General features: G+C 69.7%; 18 protein-coding genes and 1 pseudogene. 10 read left to right on the top strand and 9 right to left on the bottom strand.

The features are described from left to right. Positions 1-10: 10 nt before the first annotated feature. Genes ACT6QK_RS05860 through ACT6QK_RS05875 form a run of 4 tightly spaced genes read left to right on the top strand, consistent with a single transcriptional unit; the run spans position 11 to position 3011 of the window. Complete coding sequence (locus ACT6QK_RS05860; RefSeq protein WP_444596879.1) at positions 11-721, top strand: cell division ATP-binding protein FtsE; 711 nt, start codon at positions 11-13, stop codon at positions 719-721. After that, complete coding sequence (locus ACT6QK_RS05865) at positions 718-1620, top strand: cell division protein FtsX (protein WP_444596880.1); 903 nt, start codon at positions 718-720, stop codon at positions 1618-1620. The genes ACT6QK_RS05860 and ACT6QK_RS05865 overlap by 4 nt, the downstream gene beginning before the upstream one ends. Positions 1621-1629: 9 nt before the next feature. Continuing rightward, the gene (locus ACT6QK_RS05870) at positions 1630-2280 is read left to right on the top strand and encodes a YdcF family protein (protein ID WP_444596881.1); all 651 of its coding nucleotides are present in this window, start codon (positions 1630-1632) and stop codon (positions 2278-2280) included. Next, positions 2277-3011 carry a lysophospholipid acyltransferase family protein gene (locus tag ACT6QK_RS05875; protein ID WP_444596882.1) on the top strand — a complete coding sequence of 245 codons (735 nt, stop codon included), beginning with the start codon at positions 2277-2279 and terminating at the stop codon, positions 3009-3011. Before ACT6QK_RS05870 ends, ACT6QK_RS05875 begins: the two co-directional genes overlap by 4 nt. Positions 3012-3179: 168 nt before the next feature. Here ACT6QK_RS05875 and hisC read toward each other — a convergent pair. From hisC to ACT6QK_RS05890, 3 genes and pseudogenes are all read right to left on the bottom strand, one after another. Beyond that, a pseudogene (gene hisC, locus ACT6QK_RS05880) lies at positions 3180-4283 on the bottom strand (histidinol-phosphate transaminase). A 14-nt stretch (positions 4284-4297) separates the two neighbouring features. After that, entirely contained in the window at positions 4298-4990 is a 693-nt protein-coding gene (locus ACT6QK_RS05885) for a hypothetical protein (RefSeq protein ID WP_444596883.1), read from the bottom strand. Next, complete coding sequence (locus ACT6QK_RS05890; RefSeq protein WP_444596884.1) at positions 4990-6081, bottom strand: DUF2125 domain-containing protein; 1092 nt, start codon at positions 6079-6081, stop codon at positions 4990-4992. Before ACT6QK_RS05890 ends, ACT6QK_RS05885 begins: the two co-directional genes overlap by 1 nt. 122 nt (positions 6082-6203) lie before the next feature. Between ACT6QK_RS05890 and ACT6QK_RS05895 the strand changes: the two genes are divergently transcribed. Further along, positions 6204-6638, top strand: a complete 435-nt coding sequence (locus ACT6QK_RS05895) for a VOC family protein (RefSeq protein ID WP_444596885.1) — start codon at positions 6204-6206, stop codon at positions 6636-6638. Positions 6639-6698: 60 nt separating this feature from the next. On the opposite strand, the gene ACT6QK_RS05900 is transcribed toward ACT6QK_RS05895, so the two are convergent. Further along, a complete protein-coding gene (locus ACT6QK_RS05900; RefSeq protein ID WP_444596886.1) occupies positions 6699-9587 on the bottom strand; it encodes an ATP-dependent DNA helicase in 2889 nt (962 codons plus the stop codon). A 104-nt stretch (positions 9588-9691) separates the two neighbouring features. Between ACT6QK_RS05900 and ACT6QK_RS05905 the strand changes: the two genes are divergently transcribed. The 5 genes from ACT6QK_RS05905 to ACT6QK_RS05925 are packed head-to-tail and all read left to right on the top strand — an operon-like array spanning position 9692 to position 14145. Beyond that, positions 9692-9937: a type II toxin-antitoxin system Phd/YefM family antitoxin gene (locus ACT6QK_RS05905; RefSeq protein WP_444596887.1), complete on the top strand. Its 246-nt coding sequence runs from the start codon at positions 9692-9694 to the stop codon at positions 9935-9937. Next, positions 9937-10353 (top strand): type II toxin-antitoxin system VapC family toxin, encoded by a 417-nt coding sequence (locus tag ACT6QK_RS05910; protein WP_444596888.1) that lies wholly within the window; start codon positions 9937-9939, stop codon positions 10351-10353. Before ACT6QK_RS05905 ends, ACT6QK_RS05910 begins: the two co-directional genes overlap by 1 nt. Next, the gene (locus tag ACT6QK_RS05915; protein ID WP_444596889.1) at positions 10350-12965 is read left to right on the top strand and encodes a ligase-associated DNA damage response DEXH box helicase; all 2616 of its coding nucleotides are present in this window, start codon (positions 10350-10352) and stop codon (positions 12963-12965) included. The genes ACT6QK_RS05910 and ACT6QK_RS05915 overlap by 4 nt, the downstream gene beginning before the upstream one ends. Then, positions 12962-13717 carry a ligase-associated DNA damage response endonuclease PdeM gene (gene pdeM, locus ACT6QK_RS05920; protein WP_444596890.1) on the top strand — a complete coding sequence of 252 codons (756 nt, stop codon included), beginning with the start codon at positions 12962-12964 and terminating at the stop codon, positions 13715-13717. The genes ACT6QK_RS05915 and pdeM overlap by 4 nt, the downstream gene beginning before the upstream one ends. Before the next feature lie 47 nt (positions 13718-13764). Further along, positions 13765-14145, top strand: a complete 381-nt coding sequence (locus ACT6QK_RS05925; protein ID WP_444596891.1) for a VOC family protein — start codon at positions 13765-13767, stop codon at positions 14143-14145. Between the two features lie 9 nt (positions 14146-14154). On the opposite strand, the gene lpdA is transcribed toward ACT6QK_RS05925, so the two are convergent. Genes lpdA through ACT6QK_RS05950 form a run of 5 tightly spaced genes read right to left on the bottom strand, consistent with a single transcriptional unit; the run spans position 14155 to position 20189 of the window. Beyond that, the gene (gene lpdA, locus ACT6QK_RS05930; protein WP_444596892.1) at positions 14155-15552 is read right to left on the bottom strand and encodes a dihydrolipoyl dehydrogenase; all 1398 of its coding nucleotides are present in this window, start codon (positions 15550-15552) and stop codon (positions 14155-14157) included. Between the two features lie 9 nt (positions 15553-15561). Next, positions 15562-16023: a hypothetical protein gene (locus ACT6QK_RS05935; RefSeq protein ID WP_444596893.1), complete on the bottom strand. Its 462-nt coding sequence runs from the start codon at positions 16021-16023 to the stop codon at positions 15562-15564. A 5-nt stretch (positions 16024-16028) separates the two neighbouring features. Then, positions 16029-17831 (bottom strand): 2-oxo acid dehydrogenase subunit E2, encoded by a 1803-nt coding sequence (locus tag ACT6QK_RS05940; RefSeq protein WP_444596894.1) that lies wholly within the window; start codon positions 17829-17831, stop codon positions 16029-16031. Next, positions 17831-18955: an alpha-ketoacid dehydrogenase subunit beta gene (locus ACT6QK_RS05945; protein WP_444596895.1), complete on the bottom strand. Its 1125-nt coding sequence runs from the start codon at positions 18953-18955 to the stop codon at positions 17831-17833. Before ACT6QK_RS05945 ends, ACT6QK_RS05940 begins: the two co-directional genes overlap by 1 nt. A 1-nt stretch (position 18956) precedes the next feature. Further along, complete coding sequence (locus ACT6QK_RS05950; RefSeq protein ID WP_444596896.1) at positions 18957-20189, bottom strand: 3-methyl-2-oxobutanoate dehydrogenase (2-methylpropanoyl-transferring) subunit alpha; 1233 nt, start codon at positions 20187-20189, stop codon at positions 18957-18959. Positions 20190-20338: the final 149 nt, after the last annotated feature.

Here is a 20338-nt window from a genome sequence, read left to right on the forward strand (position 1 = left end):
TAAAAGCCTGATGTCCTCACCGCCCCGCCGCGTCTCTGTCGCCGAACCCGCCGCCGAAACCGTCCGCCTGAGCGGGGTGGGTTTCGGCTATGCCGATTCGCCCGAGGTGCTGCGGGACGTTAACCTTGTTTTGCCTCGCGGCTCTTTCCATTTCCTTACCGGGCCGTCAGGGGCGGGGAAGTCGTCGCTGCTGCGCCTGCTGACCCTGGCCGAACGGCCCACGGCGGGAACGATCCATCTGTTCGGTCAGGATGTCACCACCCTGCCGCGGCGCCAGGCCCCGCTTCTGCGCCGCCGGATGGGGGTGGTGTTCCAGGATTTCCGCCTGCTGGACCATCTGGACCTGTTCGAGAACGCGGCTCTAGCCCTGAGGGTGGCGGGCGGCCGGACCGGCGACTATGCGGCCGATGTCGAGGAGATGCTGCGCTGGGTGGGGCTGGGCGACCGGATGGACGCGCGACCTACGGCCCTGTCGGGCGGCGAGAAGCAGCGACTGGCCATCGCCCGCGCCGTCATGGGCCGTCCCGAGCTCATCATCGCCGATGAGCCGACCGGCAGCGTGGACAAGGCCATGGCGGATCGTCTGCTGAAGCTGTTCCAGTCGCTGAACAAACTGGGCGCGACCGTCCTCATCGCCAGTCATGACGAGATGCTGGCCGACCTCTCGGGCGCGCGACGGCTGAGGCTGGATCGCGGCGTCTTGCGGGGAGGCGAGGCGTGAAGTCGCCCTTCGCCTCCCGATCCGACCTGCTGCCGCGGGACGCTGCGGGCGAAACCTGGCTGGCGGCGGTCATCGCCGTCCTGTGCTTCATCGCCTGTCTGGCGGCCGTGGGGGCCTCGGCGGCGGATCGGGCGGCGCAGGGCTGGGCCGGGCGGCTGAGGGCCGAGGCTACGGTCCAGATACGGCCGAGGGTGGACGAGACGGGCGTGACCGCCGCCGGTCGGGCCGCCGAGACCCTGGCCGGGGTGCCGGGCGTCGAGGAGGCCGAGGCCATGGACCGCAAGACGGCCGAGGCCCTGTTGCGTCCGTGGATGGGGGAGGCGGTCCTGCCCGACCTGCCCCTGCCGTTCCTGGTGACGGTGCGGCTCGACCCGGACGCGCCCGCCAGCGCGGTGGTGATGCGCCGCGCCCTGGCCGAGGCCGGACTGGACGCCAGCGTGGACGACCATCAGCTTTGGCGCGGCGAGGTCGAGCGGTCGGCCGGCGCCCTGTCCGCTCTGGCCCTGGCGGCCTTCATCCTGATCGGCGGGGCGGCGGGGGCCGCCGTCGTCTATGCGACCCGCGCGGGCTTCCAGGCCCAGAGGCCGGTGATCGAGACCCTGAGCCTGTCGGGCGCCACCGACGGGGCCGTGACCTGGCTGTTCCAGCGCCGCTACGGCCTGCTGGCAGCGGGCGCCGGGGCGGCGGGCGCCCTGGGGGCCGCACTGCTGGTCGCGGTCCTGCGCTTCCTCGGCGGGGAGGGCGGGGTGACGGCGGCCCTGCCCGTGGCCTGGAGCGACCTGTGGCTGCTGGTCTTCTGTCCTGTCGCGGCCGGGGCGGTGGCGCTCGCGGCGGCCTGGATCGGCAGCCGGACCATGCTGGGCGGACGCCGGCTTGGCGTGACCCTGGGACGCCGGTAGGAAGGACGCATGAAGTTCCTGTCCCTCATCGGCGTCATCGCCCTGATGTGGCTGGTCGGCCTGTTCGTCTTCGCCGGGGAGGTGCGCAGCCTGACCCCGGCGCCAGAGCCCGCGCGCGCCGACGCCATCGTCGCCCTGACCGGACCCGCCGCCGAGCGGGTCAATATGGCGGTGCGCTTGCTGGAACAGGGCAAGGGCGAGCGGCTGCTGATCTCGGGCGTCAATCGCGAGGTCAAGCGGCGCGAGCTGCAGGCCCTGACGCCGGGCTCCTCGGGCCTGTTCACCTGCTGCGTCGACCTCGGCTTCGAGGCCGAGAACACCATCGGCAACGCCCAGGAAATCGCCGCCTGGGCCGACGGGCGGGGCTACAAGAGCCTGATCGTGGTGACCTCGGACTACCACATGAAGCGGGCCCTGCTGGAAATCCGCAGCGTGGCGCCGGGGGTGACCCTGATTCCCTACGCCATCGAGACGCCGTCGCTGGACAATTCCCGCTGGTGGCGGGCGGCGGTGACGGCGCGGCGGATGACACTGGAATACATGAAGTATCTCGCCGTCCTGGGCCGTGAGGGCCTGCACAGGATCACCGGCCGCCACCCGGAGCGGGACGTCCCGCCGGTGGTGACCAACACCGCCACGCCGCTGGGGGCGACCTCGTGACCACCCTGCGCTCCCTGCTGTTCACCCTGTGGCTCTATCTGTCGATGCCCGTCTATGCGATCGGCCTGTCGCCGGCCCTGCTGATGCCCGTGCCGGTGGCGTTGAAGGTGGTGCGCGCGTGGGCCCGCGCTGTCCTGTTCGGGCTGAAATGGATCGCCGGGGTCGAGGTCGAGGTCAGGGGGCTGGAACACCGGCCGACCGGCGCGGCCCTGGTCGCGTCCAAGCATCAGGGGATGCTGGATGTGGTGGCCCTGCTGGCCTTTCTGCCTGACCCCTGTTTCGTGCTGAAGAAGGAGCTGATGCCTCTGCCCTTCTTCGGCTGGTTCGCGTGGAAGACCCGTATGATCGCCGTGGACCGCGAGGGCCACGCCAAGGCGTTGAAGGACATGGCGCGTCAGGCGCGCGCCCGGCTGGCCGAAGGACGTCAGATCATCATCTTCCCCGAGGGCACCCGCACCGCGCCGGGCGCGCCCGGCGCCTACAAACCCGGGGTGGCGGCCATCTATCGCGATCTGGAGGCGTCCTGCGCTCTGGTGGCCACCAACTCCGGCGTCCACTGGCCCGCCCACGGCTTCAAGCGCTATCCGGGCAAGGTGGTGTTCGAGTTCCTCGAGCCCGCCCCCGCCGGCCTGAAGCGCGGCGCCTTCATGCAGTTGATCGAGAGCCGGATCGAACCGGCCTCGATGGCCTTGCTGGAGGCGGACCCCGCCGCGCGAATCAGCGCGGACTGACTGACGTGACCCTCCGTCATCCTCGGGCTTGACCCGAGGATCGGGCGCTCCGCCGCCCCGTGTCGAACATCATAGACGGAGGCGAACGGACGTCTGCCCATCCGCAGGGTCGGCTGACCATCCGACCCTCGAGTCAAGCCCGAGGGTGACGGGAAGGTAGAGAGACTACTACGCCGCCGCGAACTCGCTGAGGGCGTCGATGACGGCGCGGTTCTGGTCGTCGGTGCCGACCGTGATCCGCAGGCCCTGGGGCAGGCCGTAGCCGCCGACCGGGCGGACGATGATGCCCTTCTGGTTCAGATAGTCGCTGGCGGCGGTCGCCTGTTCGGCGTCCCGGAACAGGACCAGGACGAAGTTGCCGGCCGAGGGCAGGACCTCGAAGCCGAAGCCCTTGATGGCCTGGGTCAGGCGCGGCTTCCAGGTGGTGACCAGATCGCGGGACGCCTTCTGGTGCGCCTCGTCCGACAGGGCGGCGGCGGCGGCGTCCAGGCCGGGGACGGAGACGTTGAAGGGCAGGCGGATGCGGTCCACCGCCTCGGCCACCGCGACCGGCGCATAGCCGAAGCCGATGCGCAGGCCGCCCAGACCGTGGATCTTGGAGAAGGTGCGGGTGACGACGATGTTGGCGGCGTCGCGGGCCAGGGGGAAGGCCGTCTCCCAGTCCGGCTCGACCACGAACTCGGCATAGGCCTCGTCGATCACAAGAATGACGTGGGCGGGCAGGGCGGCGTGCAGGCGACGGATTTCCTCGCCCGAATTGTAGCTGCCGGTCGGGTTGGACGGGTTGGAGACGTAGACGATCTTCGTCCGGTCATCGACCTGTTCCAGCAGGGCGTCGACCTCGGCCTTGTAGCCGGGCTCGGGGGCCAGCTTGACCTCGGCCTCGCAGGCTTTCGCCGAGTGGCGATAGGCCAGAAAGCCGTACTGGCCGCAGACGATGTTGTCGCCCGCCGTCAGTTAGGTTTGGTTCAGAAGGGCGAAGACCTCGTCCGACCCGTTGCCGAAGATCAGACGTTCGGGCTCCAGCCCGTGATGGTCGGCGACGGCGGCGCGCAGTTTCGTGGCCCGGCCGTCGGGTTAGATGTGGATGTTCTTCAGCGCCGATTCATAGGCTGCGCGCGCCTTGCCCCCGGCGCCGAGGGCGTTCTCGTTGGAGGACAGCTTCATCGGTTCGGCGACGCCGGCGATGGCCGACTTGCCGCCGACATAGGGGGCGATGTCGAGGATGCCGGGCTTGGGGGCGGGGCCGGACTGCGGGGTCGCGTCGGTCATGGGATCCTCGGAAATCAGAACACGGGGGCGGCGCCGATGACGCCCTTCAGCGATCCGGGCGTCTGGTCCAGCCGCCCGTCGTCGGCTTGCACATAGCCCGCCAGCATGAAGAGCTTCAAGCCGCCCGTCGCCGTGAGGAGATGGCCGGCCAGTCCGACGGCCGCCAGGGCCTCGCCGATCCGGGCGTCGGCCAGGGTGGAATCGGTGACCCAGAAGCTGCGGTCGTCGCCCGTGGGGCCGGAGGGCTCGGTCGAGATCATCAGGGCCCGGGGCAGGCCATTGCGGTCGTCCTCCAGGGCGCCGATGACGCGCAGGTCGGGGCGGGCCAGCAGCCTGCCCCACCAGGGGCGGCTGGAGGCGATGTCGATGACGGCGCGCACGCCCCGCGCCGCCTCGGCCAGGGCGGCGTCGGAAGTCTCGACCGACCGCGCCCGGCCGAACCGATCGGCCACCAGCACCCCGGCCTCGGGCCCGCAGGCGAGCATCGCCGGGCCGTTCAGCGCCGCCATCCGGCCGTGCAGGGCCTTGAGGATCGTGCGCTGGCGATAGTCCGCAGCCCGGCCCAGCAGGTCGCGCAGCATCAGGGCGTCGGCGTCCGGCGTGGGCTCCGGCGAAGTCGAACGATGGGCGATCGCCGCCGTCAGGGCCTGAACCAGGCTCTGATCCAGCGCCTGTCGTGCGGCGTCGAGCTTCGGCTCGGTAAGCATCAGAACAGCTTGGGCGCCGGGGCCAGGGCGAAGGGCCCGAGCCAACTGCGGCCGTCGCGGAACGAGAGGCTGAGGCGCACATCCTCCGATGCGGGCGGCGCGCCCGCCGGCGTCGGACCGCCGCCCGCCATGCCTGACAGGGCCGCCTGACCCATGGGCGTGTCGAGCAGGCCGCCGGTCGCACCGCTGGAACGCAGCAGGCCGATCAGGGCGGGCAGGGGCTTGACCGCGTCCACCGCAAGGTCGCCGTCCAGCCGTCCGTCGGCGTCGGCCAGGAGGAGCTCGCTGGACAGGCGGGCGCGGCTCTCCCCGGCCGTGATCTCGCCCCGTACGCGGCTGAACCGGCCGCCGTCGCGGCTCCAGGCCGAGAAGATCCCGGCGGCGTCGGCGCCCCGGATACGGTCGGCGCGTTCGATGACGGTCTCGACCTGGGCGGTCAGTTTGCCGTTCTGGGCGAAGGCCTGGACCGGCCCACCGGGACGGCCCTCGCCATCGACCAGCCGGAACAGGACATCGACGCTGGTGTCGGCTCCAGGCGAGCCGGCGGGCGCCATGTGCGGGCGGGCGTAAAACTGGACAAGCCCCGCCTTCGACAGGGGGAAGGGCTCGGCGCCGGGGGCGGCCGTGAAGGTCGGGCGGATCAGTTCGACGGCGAGGTTCGGCCAGCGCTGGGTCAGGCCGTGCAGGCTCATCCGCATCTGGCCCGCCACGGCGACGTCACCCTTGGCGGCCCGTGTCAGGGTCAGGCCCTGCGGCGCCACGATCACCCATTTGGACGGGTCGATGGCGTTGGCCTGAGCGACCAGATCGGGCGCAGAGACGGCGTGGCCCGAGGGGGCGGCGATGCGGGTCTGGCCGGTCGAGACGCGCACCCGGAACGGCCAGCCGCCGATGTCGGTGCGGGCGCGCTGGATGGTCCAGCCCGCCCGGTTCAGGTTGGCGACCTGAGCGTCGATGCGCTCGCGCACCTGACCCGCCAGATAGAACCACCAGCCGGTCCAGACCGCCAGGGCGATCAGCAGCAGGATGAAGGGCGCATAGAGGCCCGCACGGCTCTTGCGGCGGGCGGGAGCGGGAGCGTCATCGGTCATGGGCGCGCTTTAGCAGGGGGTTCGGGGGATGTCGCGGGCGCCGACGGCTGCTGACACCCCGGGGGACAGGAACATGACATGGTGAAGCCCGTTCCAAAGACGACACGACAGGAAATGCGCGCATGGAAACCCAGCAACTTCACCGCGGCCGGCTGATCGACCACCTGCACCTGGTTGTGCGCGACCTTCCGGCCAGCCGTCGCTTCTATGGCGCGGTGTTCGAGGTTCTGGGCGTGCCGATCGGCGGCGAGGCGGATACCTATTTCTGGGCCGACGAACTGTTCGTCTCCTCGGCCGATAGCGAGGCGGCGCTGGGCGATCTGACCGGCCGCTGCCATCTGGCCTTCCAGGCGAAGGATCGCGCGATGGTCGAGGCCTTTCACAGGGCGGGTCTGGCGGCCGGGGGAACCGACAACGGCGCGCCGGGCGAACGGCCCTATCACCCCGGCTACTACGCCGCCTTCCTGCTGGACCCCGACGGCAACAATATCGAGGCGGTGTTCCACGGCGCGGCCGAGCGGTCGGCCGACAGCGTGGTGGTGACGTTCGAGGGGTAGGGGTTAGGGATTAGGAGAAGACGCGTTAGGGGCGCTGACGAAGCCACACATGCGCTTGCCCTAATCCTTGGTCCCTTCTAGGAACCCCCGCGTCGTCTCCACGGCCTCGGCCAGGCCCATGCGCAGAACCTCCGTGCCGGGCGGCAGGCCGCCGAACAGGCGGGTGGGGGCGGCGGCGTCGAGCATGACGAAGACCCCCTTGTCGTCGGCGCGGCGGATCAGACGGCCAAAGGCCTGGGCCATGCGTGCGCGGGCGAGGGCGTCGTCATAGGCGCGGCCCGAGGCCGATTCTCCGCCGAATTTAAGCCGCCGCGCCTTGTGCAGCAGGTCCGGGCGGGGCCAGGGCACGCGGTCGAAGACCAGCAGGCGCAGGGACCGGCCCGGAACGTCCACCCCGTCGCGCACCGCATCGGTGCCCAGCAGGCAGCTGTCCTGTTCGGCGCGGAAGACGTCGACCAGGGCGCCGACCTCCAGCGGATCGACATGCTGGGCGTAGAGGGGGATGCCCGCCCGCGCCAACTCCGGCCCCAGCCGCTCATACACCCCTTTCAGCCGGCGGATGGCGGTGAACAGTCCGAGCGCCCCGCCGCCGGATGCGAGGAACAGTTCGCGCATCGCCGCCGCCGTCTGACGCAGGTCGTCCTTGGTCAGGTCGTTGACGACGATGATGCGGGTGTTGGCGGCATAGTCGAACGGGCTCTCAACCTTCAGGGTCCGGGCCGGGTCGATCAGCCGGGCCGAGCCGGTGCGCATCCGGGCCAGATCGAAGGGGTCGCGGGTCTCGGACGTCGTGCCTGGCGATCCGGCGTCCGACAGGGTGGCCGAGGTGACCAGAACCCCATGGGCCGGCAAGATGACCGCCGCCTCCAGCGGCACGGTCGGGTCGATCCAGTGACGACGCAGGGCCACGTCGTGCACCCGGCCGAAGGCGGTCTCGACTGACAGCCAGTCGACGAAATCGGGGTCGGGTTCGTCCGACCCCTCCTGCAGGGCCGCCAGCATGGAGCGCCAGCCGGGCAGGGTCATGCGGGCGCGACGGTCGAGGCCGCGCAGCGCGCCCTCGATACGGGCGCTGGCGGACGGGTCCAGCTCGGCCGCCTCTTCATCCAGAACGTCCTCCAGATGGCGCGACAGGGCCAGCAGGGGCGCCTCGATGGCAGCCAGGGCCTGGGCGGCGCCGCGCGCGGTCTCCAGCAGGGGTTCGGTCGCGGGCCGGACCGCGCATTCGGCGCCGAACTCGGCCCCGCCCGTCGCGGCGTCCGATGTGCGGGCGCGGACCTGTTCGAGCGCGGCCATCAGGAACTGTTCGATCGGCCCGACCGGGTTGACCTCGCCAGAGGGGGGCGCGATGCGGCCCGACACCCCTTCGCCGGGCAGGGCGGCGGCGGCGCGAAGAGCGTCGGTCAGGGCCTTTCGTGCGGCCTCGTTGTCGGCGCAGAGATCGCCCAGCCTCTGTTCAAGCCCGCGCCCGCGACGGCCGCGTCCCTCGGGCCCCCGGATCCAGCGACGCAGCTCGGCCGCCTCCTGACCCGAGAGACAGGCGGAGAAGGCGCTGTCGGCGGCGTCGAACAGGTGGTGGCCTTCGTCGAAGACGATGCGTTTCAGGGCCGCCGTCTCGCCGTCCTGCTTCAGGCCGCGCGCCGAGCGGGCGCCGTCGAAGGCGGCCTGGGTCATGACGAGGGCGTGGTTGGCCACGACCAGATCGGCCCGGCGGCTGGCGCGGATCGTCTTCTCCACGAAGCAGAGGCGGTAGTGGGGGCAGCCTGCATGGACGCATTCCCCGCGCCGGTCGACCAGATTGGCCGCCGAGGCCTGCTGCCCCGCCCCGACCGCGAACAGGCCCGACAGCCAGCCCGGCCAGTCGCCGCCGGTCATGTCGCCGTCCCGGCTGTGCAGGGCCCAGCGGCTGGCGAGCGCCAGGCCGATCAGGTCGCCGTTCCCCAGCTGGGCGGCCTGGACCATCTCCTGAAGGTTCAGCAGGCAGAGGTAGTTTTCGCGCCCCTTGCGCACCACGGCCTTGCGTTTGCGTTCGGCCGGATCGGGCCAAAGGGCGTGGGCCTCACGGTCGATCTGACGCTGCAGGGCGCGGGTGTAGGTGGAGATCCAGGCCGCCCCGGCGTTGCGCTCGGCCCAGACCGAGGCGGGCGCCAAATAGCCCAGGGTTTTGCCCGTGCCTGTGCCCGCCTCGGCCAGCAGGACGCGCGGCCGGTTCTCGTCATTGCGGGGCGAGAAGGCGTAGGCGGCCTCGGCGGCGTAGTCGCTCTGGGTCGGCCGGGCCTCGTCCAGACCCGAGGCCTGAAGCAGTTTCTCCAGCCGGATGCGGGCGGATTCGGAATCCACCGGCGCCGAGCCGGCCTCGCCGCGCGGGGCCTCGTCCTCCCATTCGGGCAGGCGGGACCAGACGTCGAGGCCGGAGCCGCGATACTGACGGGCGCGCAGGGGTGACGACTGCAGCGCCGCCGCCACCCGGTCGGCCCAGGGCCACCCGGCCCTCGACAGGGTCTCATTGAGGGTGAAGGCGTCCTCGCGTCCGGGATAGGCCGGATCGGCCAGTTCGGTCAGCAGCAGTCCCGCCGCCTGACGCAGGGCCGTCGCCTGCTGCTCCGCCCCCTTCGGTTCCTCCAGCCCCATCGAAAGGGCCAGGCCGGTCGGGGACGGGGCGCAGAACCGGGCGGGCCGGACGAAGGCGAACAGCTCCAGCACATCCATCAGGTCCGGCGATCGAGGCGGCGGCGTGAGGCCGAGGCGTCGCGCCGTCAGGCTGGCGTGAGCCACCATGACCGGGCCGCCGGTGAACAGCCCCTCGGCCGCGCCGCGCCCGATCTTTCGCGCGCCCTGATCATCGCACACCGCCCCGGCGCCCGGCGGCACGGCGAGCGCCGGCGGCAGGTCGAGCCAGGGCTCGGCGCCAGTCAGAGGACGGGTGGCGATGACGGAATCGTCGGACACCTTGCACAAATAGCGGCTGTCAGAGAGAAACGGAACGAGAACATTTCATTGCCCGCCTGAGGCCGTCGTGATATGGCTAGATTATCTGGCTATGGAGCGCCGCCATGAACTGGAGCCTCGCCAAGGCGAAAGACAACCTTTCGGAGGTGGTGCGCCGCGCGGCGAGCGATGGTCCGCAGACCATCACCGTCCATGGCGAGCGGGCGGGCATCTTGCTGTCGCCCGCCGAGTTCGACGCCATGATCGGTCCCCACGCCAAACTGGGGTTCAAGGACCTTTTGCGGGCGATGAACTTCGACGGGGTCGATCTGGAGCGCGACCAAACTCCCGCCCGCGACGTCGATCTTTAGTGTTCCTGCTCGACACCAGCGCCATCAGCGAGCCGGGGCGTCCCCGGCCGGATCCGGGCTATCTGGCGTGGTTCGACGCCACGCCCGAACCCCTGCAGTTCACGAGCGTGATGACGCTGGGCGAATTGCGCCGGGGCACGGAGGCGATGGAGCCAGGCAGACGACGCGCCGATCTTGAAGCGGTTCAGACGGTTCTCCTCCTGACCCAGCGTTCGCAAATTCTGCCGGTGACGATCGCCGTCGGCCAGGTCTGGGCCGACCTGGCCCTGGCCAACAAGCGCGCGGGACGGCAAGTCGGCGTCGTCGATGAACTGATCGCCGCCACCGCGCTGGTCGAGGGTATGACCGTCGTCACGCGCAACCTCCGCCATTTCGAGCACAGCGGCTGTCGCGTCCTGTCGCCGTGGAGCGGATGACGGCTCTTCCCCCCCTGTTCGCCGACTGGTTCGCCCGTCGCGGCTGGGCCGCGCGGCGGCATCAGATGGAGATGGTCGCGGCGGCGAATGCGGGGGCGCATGCGCTGCTGGTCGCGCCGACGGGCGGGGGCAAGACGCTTGCAGGCTTCCTGCCCAGTCTGATTGATCTGGCCGAGCGCGGGCCGAGGCCGGAGAGCGGGCCGGGGAGCGGGGTGCACACGATCTACATCTCGCCGCTCAAGGCCCTGACCACCGACGTCGAGCGCAACCTGATGACGCCCATCCGCGAGATCGGGCTGAACATCCATGTCGAGAGCCGCACCGGCGACACCAAGGTGTCCAAGAAGGCGCGCCAGAAGCAGTTTCCGCCCGACATCCTTCTGACCACGCCCGAGCAGCTCGCCCTGTTCTGCGCCTGGGACGGGGCGCGGGCCTGGTTCGCGGACCTGAAATGCGTGGTGCTGGACGAGGTCCACGCCATCTGGTCGGGCAAGCGGGGGGATTTGCTGAACCTGGGGCTCGCGCGGTTGCAGAGTTTCGCGCCGGGGCTGCGGCGGGTGGCGCTGTCGGCGACGGTGGACGATCCGGCCATGATCGCGGAGTGGTTGGCTCCCGGTCCTTCTCCCCTTGTGGGAGAAGGTGGCTCGCGGAGCGAGACGGATGAGGGGAATGCCGGAAACGGATCGGTTGTCAGCCAGTCTGATGACGCAGCCCCCTCATCCGCCCTCCGGGCACCTTCTCCCACGAGGGGAGAAGGAAGCGTCGTCATCGTTCGCGGCGATCCCGGCGCGCCGCCGGTGGTGGATGTGCTGGTCAGCGAGGGCCACGTCCCCTGGGCCGGGCATACCGGCCAGCATGCGATCCCCGAGGTCTACGACGCCATCAAGGGCGCGGGCATGACCCTGATCTTCGTCAACACCCGCTGGCAGTCGGAGTTCGTGTTCCAGCGCCTGTGGGAGATCAACGACGAGAACCTGCCGATCGCCCTGCACCACGGGTCGCTGGCGGCGGAGCAGAGGCGCAAGGTCGAGGCGGCGATGGCGCGGGGCGACCTGAGGGCCGTGGTCTGCACCTCGACGCTGGATCTGGGCATCGACTGGGGCGACGTCGATCTGGTCATCCAGCTGGCCGCGCCCAAAGGGGCGAGTCGCTTGGTTCAACGCATCGGCCGGGCCAATCACCGGCTGGATGAGCCGTCCCGGGCCCAGATGGTGCCCGCGAGCCGGTTCGAGATGCTGGAATGTCAGGCGGCGCGGGAGGCCGTCGCGGAGAACGCCTTCGACTGGGAGCCGCATCACACCGGGACGCTGGACACCTTGGCCCAGCATGTCATGGGCGTGGCCTGTTCCGAGCCGTTCCGCATGGACGACCTCTATGCCGAGGTGACCGGTTGCGGCCCCTATCGCGACCTGTCCTGGGAGGGGTTCGAGGAGGTGGTCGATTTCGTCGCCACCGGCGGATATGCGCTGCGCGCCTATGACCGGTTCGCCCGGATCGTAAAGGACCGGCAGGGCCGCTGGAAGGTCCGCACCGCCCAGATCGCCCAGCAGCACCGGATGAACGTCGGGGCCATCGTGGCGGCCGGGACGCTGAACGTGCGCAGCGCCCGGCGAAGGGGCGGGGCGGCGGGCGGCTGGGTCGGCGGGCACAAGATCGGCGAGGCCGAGGAGTGGTATTTCGAACAGCTGACGCCCGGCGACACCTTCGTCTTCGCCGGTCGGGTCTGGGCCTTCCGTGACATCGACGGGACCGACGCCCTGGTCACCCCCGCCGAAGACAAGGATCCGCGCATTCCGTCCTGGGGTGGGTCGAAGTTTCCGATGTCGACGTCCCTGGCCGACCGGGTGCGCAACCTGATCCAGGACCGTGATCACTGGCGCGTCCTGCCGCCCGACGTGCAGGAGTGGCTGGAGTTGCAGGAGAGCCGGTCCGCCATTCCCGACGCCGGGTCGATGCTGGTGGAGACCTTCCCGCGCGGCAATCGCCACTTCATGGTCGCCTATCCGTTCGAGGGCGGGCTGGCCCACGGCACACTCGCCATGCTGCTGACCCGACGACTGGACCGGCTGGGCGTCGGGCCGCTGGGCTTTGTCTGCACCGACTATTCGGTCTGCATCTGGTCGATCAAATCCATGGAGGGGCTGGACTGGGAGGCCCTGTTCCAGCCGGACATGCTGGGCGACGACCTCGAGGCCTGGCTGGAGGAGAGCTTTATGATGAAGCGCACGTTCAGGAACTGCGCCCTCATCTCGGGTCTGATCGACCGGCGGCGGCCGGGGGCGGAGAAGACCAGCCGTCAGGTCGTCTTCTCCACCGACCTGATCTACGACGTGCTGCGGCGGCATCAGCCCGACCACCTGCTGCTGAAGACGGCGCGGGCCGATGCGGCGGCGGGGCTGCTGGACGTGGCGCGGCTGGGCCAGCTTCTGACCCGGATCGCCGGACACATCCGCCCCGTGGCCATGACCCGACCCTCGCCCTTCGCCGTGCCGGTCATGGTCCAGATCGGCCGTGAACGGGCGCCGGGCGACGCGGCGGAGATGATCCTGGACGCCTCGGCCGAGGCCCTGATCGCCGAAGTGCTGGACGAGGACGAACCGGAAGCGGCATGACGGCGCGTGCACGAACAAACGACATCGAAGGCTGGCGCGTGAACCTGACGCCGCGACGCAACCCCTGCGGTGGGCTGGCCGTGCGCGTGGCGGGCGAGGCCTGCGTGCTGCGCTGTTCGGGGGCGATGTTGGTCCCGGTCCATGACCTGCTGATCGTCGCCGACCTGCACCTGGAGAAGGGTTCGGCCTTCGCCGTGCGGGGCCAGATGCTGCCGCCCTATGACACCGCCGCGACCCTGATGCGGCTGGAGGACGAGATCGCCGACCTGAACCCGGCGCGGGTCGTGCTTCTGGGCGACAGCTTCCATGACCGCGCCGCCGTGCCCCGCCTGTCGGCCGAGGACCGCGACCGGCTGGAGCGGATGGCCTTCGGCCGTGACTGGATCTGGCTGGAGGGCAACCACGACAAGGCCGCGCTGGAGTCGGACGCGCTTCATCTGCCCGGCCGGGTGATCGGCGAGATGACGGTCGGCGGCCTGCGCCTCGTCCACGAACCGGAGCCGGGGGATCAGCCGGGAGAGGTCGCGGGCCACCTGCACCCCGCCGCCCGCGTCGCCGCCTATGGCCGGGGCGTGCGGCGGCCGTGTTTCATCACCGACGGAAGCCGCATCATCTTGCCGGCCTTCGGCGCCTTCACCGGCGGGCTGAACGTGCGCGACCCCGCCATCGCCGGCCTGTTCGCCTCGGCCCCGATGGCGGCGGCCCTGGGCAAGGACCGGGTGCATCCTCTGGCGTGGGAGACGCTGCGATAGGCTTTTTCTGGGGCTCGCGCGTTTGAAACCGCGAACAGGAGCCTCTCATGCTGGATCACATCGGACTGGCGGTCAGCGACATCGAACGGTCGCGGGCCTTCTATGAGGCGGCGCTGAAGCCCTTGGGCTATGCGGTCATCGGCGCCCCCCTGACCAACGACATCGGCGGCACGGTGGTGATGTTCGGCGTCGGGGGCGAGCCCGACTTCGTGATCGCCGACAGGGAGCGGCCCGGGGAGGGCAACCACGTCGCCTTCCGCGCCGCGACCCGGGATCAGGTCGACGCCTTCCACGCCGCGGCCCTGGCGGCGGGCGGTCGCGACAATGGCGGGCCGGGGCTGAGGGACCGTTATGGGCCGAACTACTATGCGGCCTTCGTGTTCGATCCCGACGGCTTCAACATCGAGGCGGTGTGCCACGCCGCCTGATCCGTCACCCTAGATGTGGATGGCGTGGCCGAGCGCGCGCAGGGACGCCTCGTGGAAGGCCTCGCCGAGGGTCGGGTGGACGTGGATGGTCCCCGCGACATCCTCCAGCACCGCCCCCATTTCCAGCATCTGGGCGAAGCTGTTGGACAGTTCGGCGACGTGCTGGCCGACGGCCTGGACGCCCAGCAGGCGATGGTCGGACTTCGACGCCAGAACCCGTACGAAGCCGCCGTCCTCGCCCGCCTCGATGGCCAGGGCCCGGCCGATGGCGGCCAAGGGGAAGACGGCGGTGATGACGTCGTCGCGGCCCTCGACATCCTGCGGTCCCAGACCGGCCGAGACGATCTCCGGCTCGGTGAAGCAGACGGCGGCGACGGTGACGGGATCGAACACCCGGTCCTTGCCGGCGATGATCTCGGCGACGATCTCGCCCTGGCGGCTGCCCTTGTGGGCCAGCATCGGTTCGCCGGTCAGGTCGCCGACGGCCCAGACGTTCTTCATCGAGGTCGCGCACCGGCTGTCGGTCTTCACGAACGGCCCGGCCATGGCCACGCCCATGTTCTCCAGACCCCAGCCCTTGGTCCGGGGACGACGGCCGACGGTGACCAGCACCTTGTCGGCGTCAAGCTGCAGGGGCTCGCCGTCGCGGGTGGTGACGTTCAGTTTTCCGTCGCCGAAGCCGCCCGCCCGGGCGCCGAGGTGCAGTTCGACGCCATGCGTCTCCAGCCACTTCATGACCGGATCGGTCAGGGCCTTGTCGTAGAGCGGCAGGATGCGGTCGGCCATCTCGACGATGGCGACCTGGGCGCCCAGCTTGCGATAGGCGATGCCCAGTTCCAGCCCGATATAGCCGCCGCCGACGACGACCCGCTTGTTCGGCACGGCGCTCAGCGACAGCGCCTCGGTCGAGGAGATGACGTCGCCGCCGAACGGCAGGAAGGGCAGTTCGACCGGCTCAGACCCGGTGGCCAGGATGACGTGTTCGGCGGTGATGCGGATGTCGCCGTCGTCGGTCTTCACGACGCAGGTCTTGGCGTCGCTGAAGGTCGCCCAGCCCTTGATGACCTTGACCTTGGACTTCTTCAGCAGGGCGCCGACCCCGGCGTTCAGCTTTTTGACGATCCCGTCCTTCCAGGCGATGGTCTTCGACAGATCGATGGCCGGCTCCGACGCGGTGATGCCCAACGTCCCGTCCCCGGCGGCCTTCGATACCGTCTCGAACTTGCCCGCCGCATGGATGATGGCCTTGGACGGAATGCAGCCGACGTTCAGGCAGGTGCCGCCGAGGCCATCACCGCCGTCCACCAGAACGGTGTCGAGGCCCAACTGGCCGCAGCGGATGCCCGCGACATACCCGCCAGTGCCGGCGCCGATGATCAGGACTTTGGTTTTGAGAGTCTGGGTCATGGTATCCAGTCAATGTTGGGCGGCGCGAGATCGCGCACGGCTATAGATGCGGCGGCCACGAACGCTTTCTCTGCGCGCGACCTCGACGATCTCGATCCGCCACCAGGAACGCCGTCTCGCGACCACGATAACCTGCTGGCCGGGCAGAAGGCGTCGGACACCGTCAAGAGAATAGGTGGGCCCTCGACCACAGCTCGTCTCGTACCGGGGCGCGGTCTCCGCGTAGACGGGCGCATGGCCGCCCCGGATCGTGTGCACCCCCCGGATCGCATAGCGATTTCGCGCCGGGCCGCCGGTGCTCCACAGACTGCCGAAGTAGATCAGGTCCGCGCCGTCGACCATGGCGTTCTCGCGCTCAAGCTCCAGGCGCGCCTCGACTTCCGGAGGCAGGTCCACATAGGTGCACGCCAGCGCCGGAGCCGCCGAAGCGGCGAGCAACACCAATGCGAGGACGGGCCCGGCGGCTTTCAACCCGTTCACCCCATCCACAACGTCGCCGGATGCTCCAGCAGGCCCTTGATCCGCTGCACGAACACTGCCGCGTCGTGCCCATCCACGATGCGGTGATCGAAGCTGGAGGACAGGTTCATCATCTTGCGGACCACCATCTGGCCGTCGCGGACCACGACCCGTTCGGCGATCTTGTTGGGGCCGACGATGGCGACCTCCGGGTGGTTGATGATCGGGGTGTGGACCACCCCGCCCAATGTCCCCAGGGAGGTGATGGTGATGGTCGAGCCCGACAGTTCCTCGCGTTTGGCCGAACCGTCCTTGGCCGCGCCGCAGACGCGGCCGATCTCCTGCGCCGTGTCCCAGGGATCGCGGGCCTCGGCGTGGCGGACCACCGGCACCATCAGGCCGTTCGGCGTCTGGGCCGCGATGCCCAGATGGACGGCGGCATGCTGGGTCAGGACCCCGGCCTCGTCGTCATAGGTGGCGTTGATCTGCGGCTGGTCGCGCAGGGCCACCACGATGGCGCGGGCGATGAAGGGCAGGACGTTGAGCTTTGCCTTGCCCGTCGTCTTCGCCTGGGCGTTCAGGTGGGCGCGCAGCTCCTCCAGCGCCGTGACGTCGATCTCCTCCACATAGGTGATGTGGGGAATGCGCCGGACGCTCTCGGCCATCTTCTCCGCGATCTTGCGGCGCAGGCCGATGATGCGGACCTCGGTCGTGCCTTCGGCCGGGGCGTAGAGACCGCCCGTGGCGACCGGCGCCGAACCCTGCGACGGGGCGCCGCCGCGGGCGACGAAGGCGTCGAGGTCTTCGTGGGTGATGCGACCCGCCGGGCCCGAGCCGGGCACGAAGGTCAGGTCGATGCCCAGATCGCGGGCGCGGTTGCGCACGGCGGGGGAGGCGAGGGGGCGTTCGCCGGCGGCGCGGCCGGTGAGGGCGGGGACGCTCAAGCCCTTCCCGTTGGCGGATGGGGGAAGGGTTGGGATGGGGGTGACGGCGGTTGCAACAGAGGACACCGACGACGATGCGGCTGTGATCGTTTCGCTGACGGTGTTCTGACCGCCACCGCTTTCACCCCCAACCCCAGCCCTTCCCCCATCAAGGGGGAAGGGAGCCGACCGTGCGGGGGGAACATTCCCCGCCCCATCGACCGTGAAGCTCACCAGCGGTCCGCCGACGGCGACCTGCTGGCCCGCCTCGCCGTGCAGGGCGATGACGGTTCCGGCGACGGGGCTGGTCAGTTCGACGGTGGCCTTGTCGGTCATGACCTCGGCCAGGAGCTGGTCTTCCTCGACCGCATCCCCGACCGAGACGCGCCAGCCGACCAGCTCGGCCTCGGCCGTGCCCTCGCCCACGTCGGGCAGTTTGAAGACGTAGTTGGCGGTCGCTTCAACGGAGCCCTCCCCCTCGAGGGGGGAGGGTTGGGTGGGGGTGACAGCGGCAGGAGCAGAGGATTCGTCCGTCGATGAGGGACGGGCGGCGTCCTGACGGCCGGAGCCTTCACCCCCATCCCCGGCCCTTCCCCCATCCGCCAACGGGAAGGGAGTTGACTCCGCGGCTGTGGCCGCCTCCGCATTCCCTTCCCCTTCGACCTCGAACTCGATCAGGGGGCCGCGGACCGGGACCATCAGGCCGGGGTCGCCGTGCAGGGCGGTGACCACGCCGGAGACCGGGCTGGTCAGTTCGACGGTGGCCTTGTCGGTCATGACGTCGGCGACGATCTGGTCCTCGGCGACCGTATCGCCGATCTTGACGTGCCAGCCGACCAGCTCCGCCTCGGCGGTGCCTTCGCCCACGTCGGGCAGTTTGAAGACGTAGCGGCCCATCAGCGACCTCCCGCCATGACGGATTTCAGGGCGTCGGCGACCCGTTCGGGGCCGGGGAAATATTCCCACTCGAAGGCGTGGGGATAGGGTGTGTCCCAGCCGGTGACGCGGGTGACCGGCGCCTCCAGATGATAGAAGCAGCGCTCCTGGACCAGGGCCGAAAGCTCGGCGCCGTAGCCGGACGTCTTCGGCGCCTCGTGCACCACGACACAGCGGCCCGTCTTCTTCACACTGGCCTCGATGGTGGCGATGTCGAGCGGCACGAGGGTGCGCAGGTCGATGACCTCGGCGTCCACGCCCGCATGTTCGGCGCCCGCCAGAGACACCCAGACCATGGTGCCGTAGCAGAGGATGGTCACGTCGGAACCCTCGCGCACGACCTTGGCCTCGCCCAGCGGGATTGAGTATTTGCCCGTCGGGACCTGGGCCTCGGGCTGGGCCTTCCACGGGCTGACGGGCTTCTGGTGCCAGCCGTCGAAGGGGCCGTTGTAGAGGCGCTTGGGCTCGAAGAAGATGACGGGATCGTCGTCCTCGATGGCCGAGATCAGCAGGCCCTTGGCGTCATGGGGGTTTGACGGAATGACCACCTTCAGACCCGCCACGTGGGTGAACAGGCTCTCGGGGCTCTGCGAGTGGGTCTGGCCGCCGAAGATGCCGCCGCCATAGGGGGACCGCACCACGATGGGGGCCGAGAACTGGCCGCCCGAGCGATAGCGCAGCTTGGCCACCTCCGACACGATCTGGTCGTAGGCCGGATAGATGTAGTCGGCGAACTGGATCTCCACGACAGGACGCAGGCCATAGGCGCCCATGCCGATGGCGGCGGCGACGATGCCGCATTCGCTGATCGGGGCGTCGAAGCTGCGGGTCAGGCCGTGCTTCTGCTGCAGCTGGTCGGTGACGCGGAATACGCCGCCGAAATAGCCGGCGTCCTCGCCGAACGACAGGACGTTGGCGTCCTCGGTCATCTTGACGTCGATGGCCGAGTTCAGGGCCTGGATCATGTTCATCGGCGTGGTCGCGGCGGCGGCCGGGGTCGCGCCGGCGGGCGTGTTCTCGATGCGATCGGCCATGTCGGGCTCGATCCCGTCGGTGCGGTCGGATTCGGTGAAGGTGTCGGTCATGTCAGATCCCCACCTCGCGACGTTGCTCCGTCAGGCGCCAATCCTCGGTCGCATAGACCTCCTCGAACATCTCCTTCACCGAGGGGCGCGACTGGCCCAGGGTGCCGATGGCCTCGGACTCCTTGCCCGCCTGGCGGACCTGTTCGACGGCCTCCTGAAGGGCGGCGTGGTGCCGTTCGTCGTCCCATTCGCCGATGACGGTCAGATGTTGACGCAGGCGTTCGATCGGATCGCCGAGCGGCCATTTGTCGTGCTCGTCCGCCGGGCGGTACTTGCCCGGATCGTCGGAGGTCGAGTGGGGCGCGCCGCGATAGGTGAAGAGCTCGATCACCGTGGCGCCCTGGTTCGAGCGGGCGCGCTCTTCGGCCCACTGGGTCGCGGCCCAGACGGCCAGGAAGTCGTTGCCGTCCACCCGCAGGGCCGGCAGGCCGTAGCCGATGGCCTTGGAGGCGAAGGTCGTCTCATTGCCCCCGGCGATGCCCTGGAAGGACGAGATGGCCCACTGGTTGTTGACGATGTTCAGGATCACCGGCGCGCGATAGACGGCCGCGAAGGTCAGGGCGTTGTGGAAGTCGCCTTCGGCCGTGGCGCCGTCGCCGGTCCAGGCAGCCGCAATTTTGTCGTCGCCCTTGTAGGCGCTGGCCATGGCCCAGCCGACCGCTTGCGGGACCTGGGTGCCGAGGTTCCCCGAGATCGTGAAGAAGCCGTAGTCCCTGGCCGAATACATGATCGGCAGCTGGCGGCCCTTGATGGGATCTTCGGCGTTGGAATAGATCTGGTTCATCATGGTCGCCAGCGGATAGCCGCGCGCGATCAGAAGCCCCTGCTGGCGATAGGTGGGGAAGCCCATGTCCTCGCGGCTCAGGATCATGCCCTGGGCGACCGCGATGGCCTCTTCGCCCGTGCACTTCATATAGAAGCTTGTCTTGCCCTGACGGTGGGCCCGGTGCATCCGGTCGTCGAAGGCGCGGGTCAGGATCATGGCCTTCAGGCCGCGCTGCAGGGTCTCGGGATCGACACGCGGGTTCCACGGTCCGACGGCCTGGCCCTCGTCGTCCAGCACCCGGATCAGGCGGAAGGCGTGATCGCGCATGTCGTAAGGAGTGGTCGAGACCTCGGGACGGTCCACGGCGCCGGCGGCGTCCAGTTTCAGATGGCTGAAATCCGGCGTATCGCCCGGCCGGCCGGCCGGTTCGGGGACGCGCAGCGACAGGGGTCGCGTGTTCCTGGTCAACCTAAAGTCTCCAACCGCTGGACCCGTCGGTTCGGCTAGTCCGCCCGACTTTTCTTGTGTAACCCCCTGATAGCAGACCGTCCGGGCCAAGGCTTGTGCAAATCCGCCTTGCTTTCTCCGGTTTTCGGCTATTTTATTGCGCAATAACG

This window comes from Brevundimonas sp., assembly GCF_052436175.1.
GTDB lineage: Bacteria > Pseudomonadota > Alphaproteobacteria > Caulobacterales > Caulobacteraceae > Brevundimonas.

What these genes read in the sequence shown, in the direction of transcription:
- ACT6QK_RS05860 (WP_444596879.1), top strand. Translation starts at nt 11, where the DNA reads ATGTCCTCACCGCCCCGCCGCGTCTCTGTCGCCGAACCCGCCGCCGAA.
- ACT6QK_RS05870 (WP_444596881.1), top strand. Translation starts at nt 1,630, where the DNA reads ATGAAGTTCCTGTCCCTCATCGGCGTCATCGCCCTGATGTGGCTGGTC.
- ACT6QK_RS05885 (WP_444596883.1), bottom strand. Translation starts at nt 4,990, where the DNA reads ATGCTTACCGAGCCGAAGCTCGACGCCGCACGACAGGCGCTGGATCAG.
- ACT6QK_RS05890 (WP_444596884.1), bottom strand. Translation starts at nt 6,081, where the DNA reads ATGACCGATGACGCTCCCGCTCCCGCCCGCCGCAAGAGCCGTGCGGGC.
- ACT6QK_RS05895 (WP_444596885.1), top strand. Translation starts at nt 6,204, where the DNA reads ATGGAAACCCAGCAACTTCACCGCGGCCGGCTGATCGACCACCTGCAC.
- ACT6QK_RS05905 (WP_444596887.1), top strand. Translation starts at nt 9,692, where the DNA reads ATGAACTGGAGCCTCGCCAAGGCGAAAGACAACCTTTCGGAGGTGGTG.
- ACT6QK_RS05915 (WP_444596889.1), top strand. Translation starts at nt 10,350, where the DNA reads ATGACGGCTCTTCCCCCCCTGTTCGCCGACTGGTTCGCCCGTCGCGGC.
- pdeM (WP_444596890.1), top strand. Translation starts at nt 12,962, where the DNA reads ATGACGGCGCGTGCACGAACAAACGACATCGAAGGCTGGCGCGTGAAC.
- ACT6QK_RS05925 (WP_444596891.1), top strand. Translation starts at nt 13,765, where the DNA reads ATGCTGGATCACATCGGACTGGCGGTCAGCGACATCGAACGGTCGCGG.
- lpdA (WP_444596892.1), bottom strand. Translation starts at nt 15,552, where the DNA reads ATGACCCAGACTCTCAAAACCAAAGTCCTGATCATCGGCGCCGGCACT.
- ACT6QK_RS05940 (WP_444596894.1), bottom strand. Translation starts at nt 17,831, where the DNA reads ATGGGCCGCTACGTCTTCAAACTGCCCGACGTGGGCGAAGGCACCGCC.
- ACT6QK_RS05945 (WP_444596895.1), bottom strand. Translation starts at nt 18,955, where the DNA reads ATGACCGACACCTTCACCGAATCCGACCGCACCGACGGGATCGAGCCC.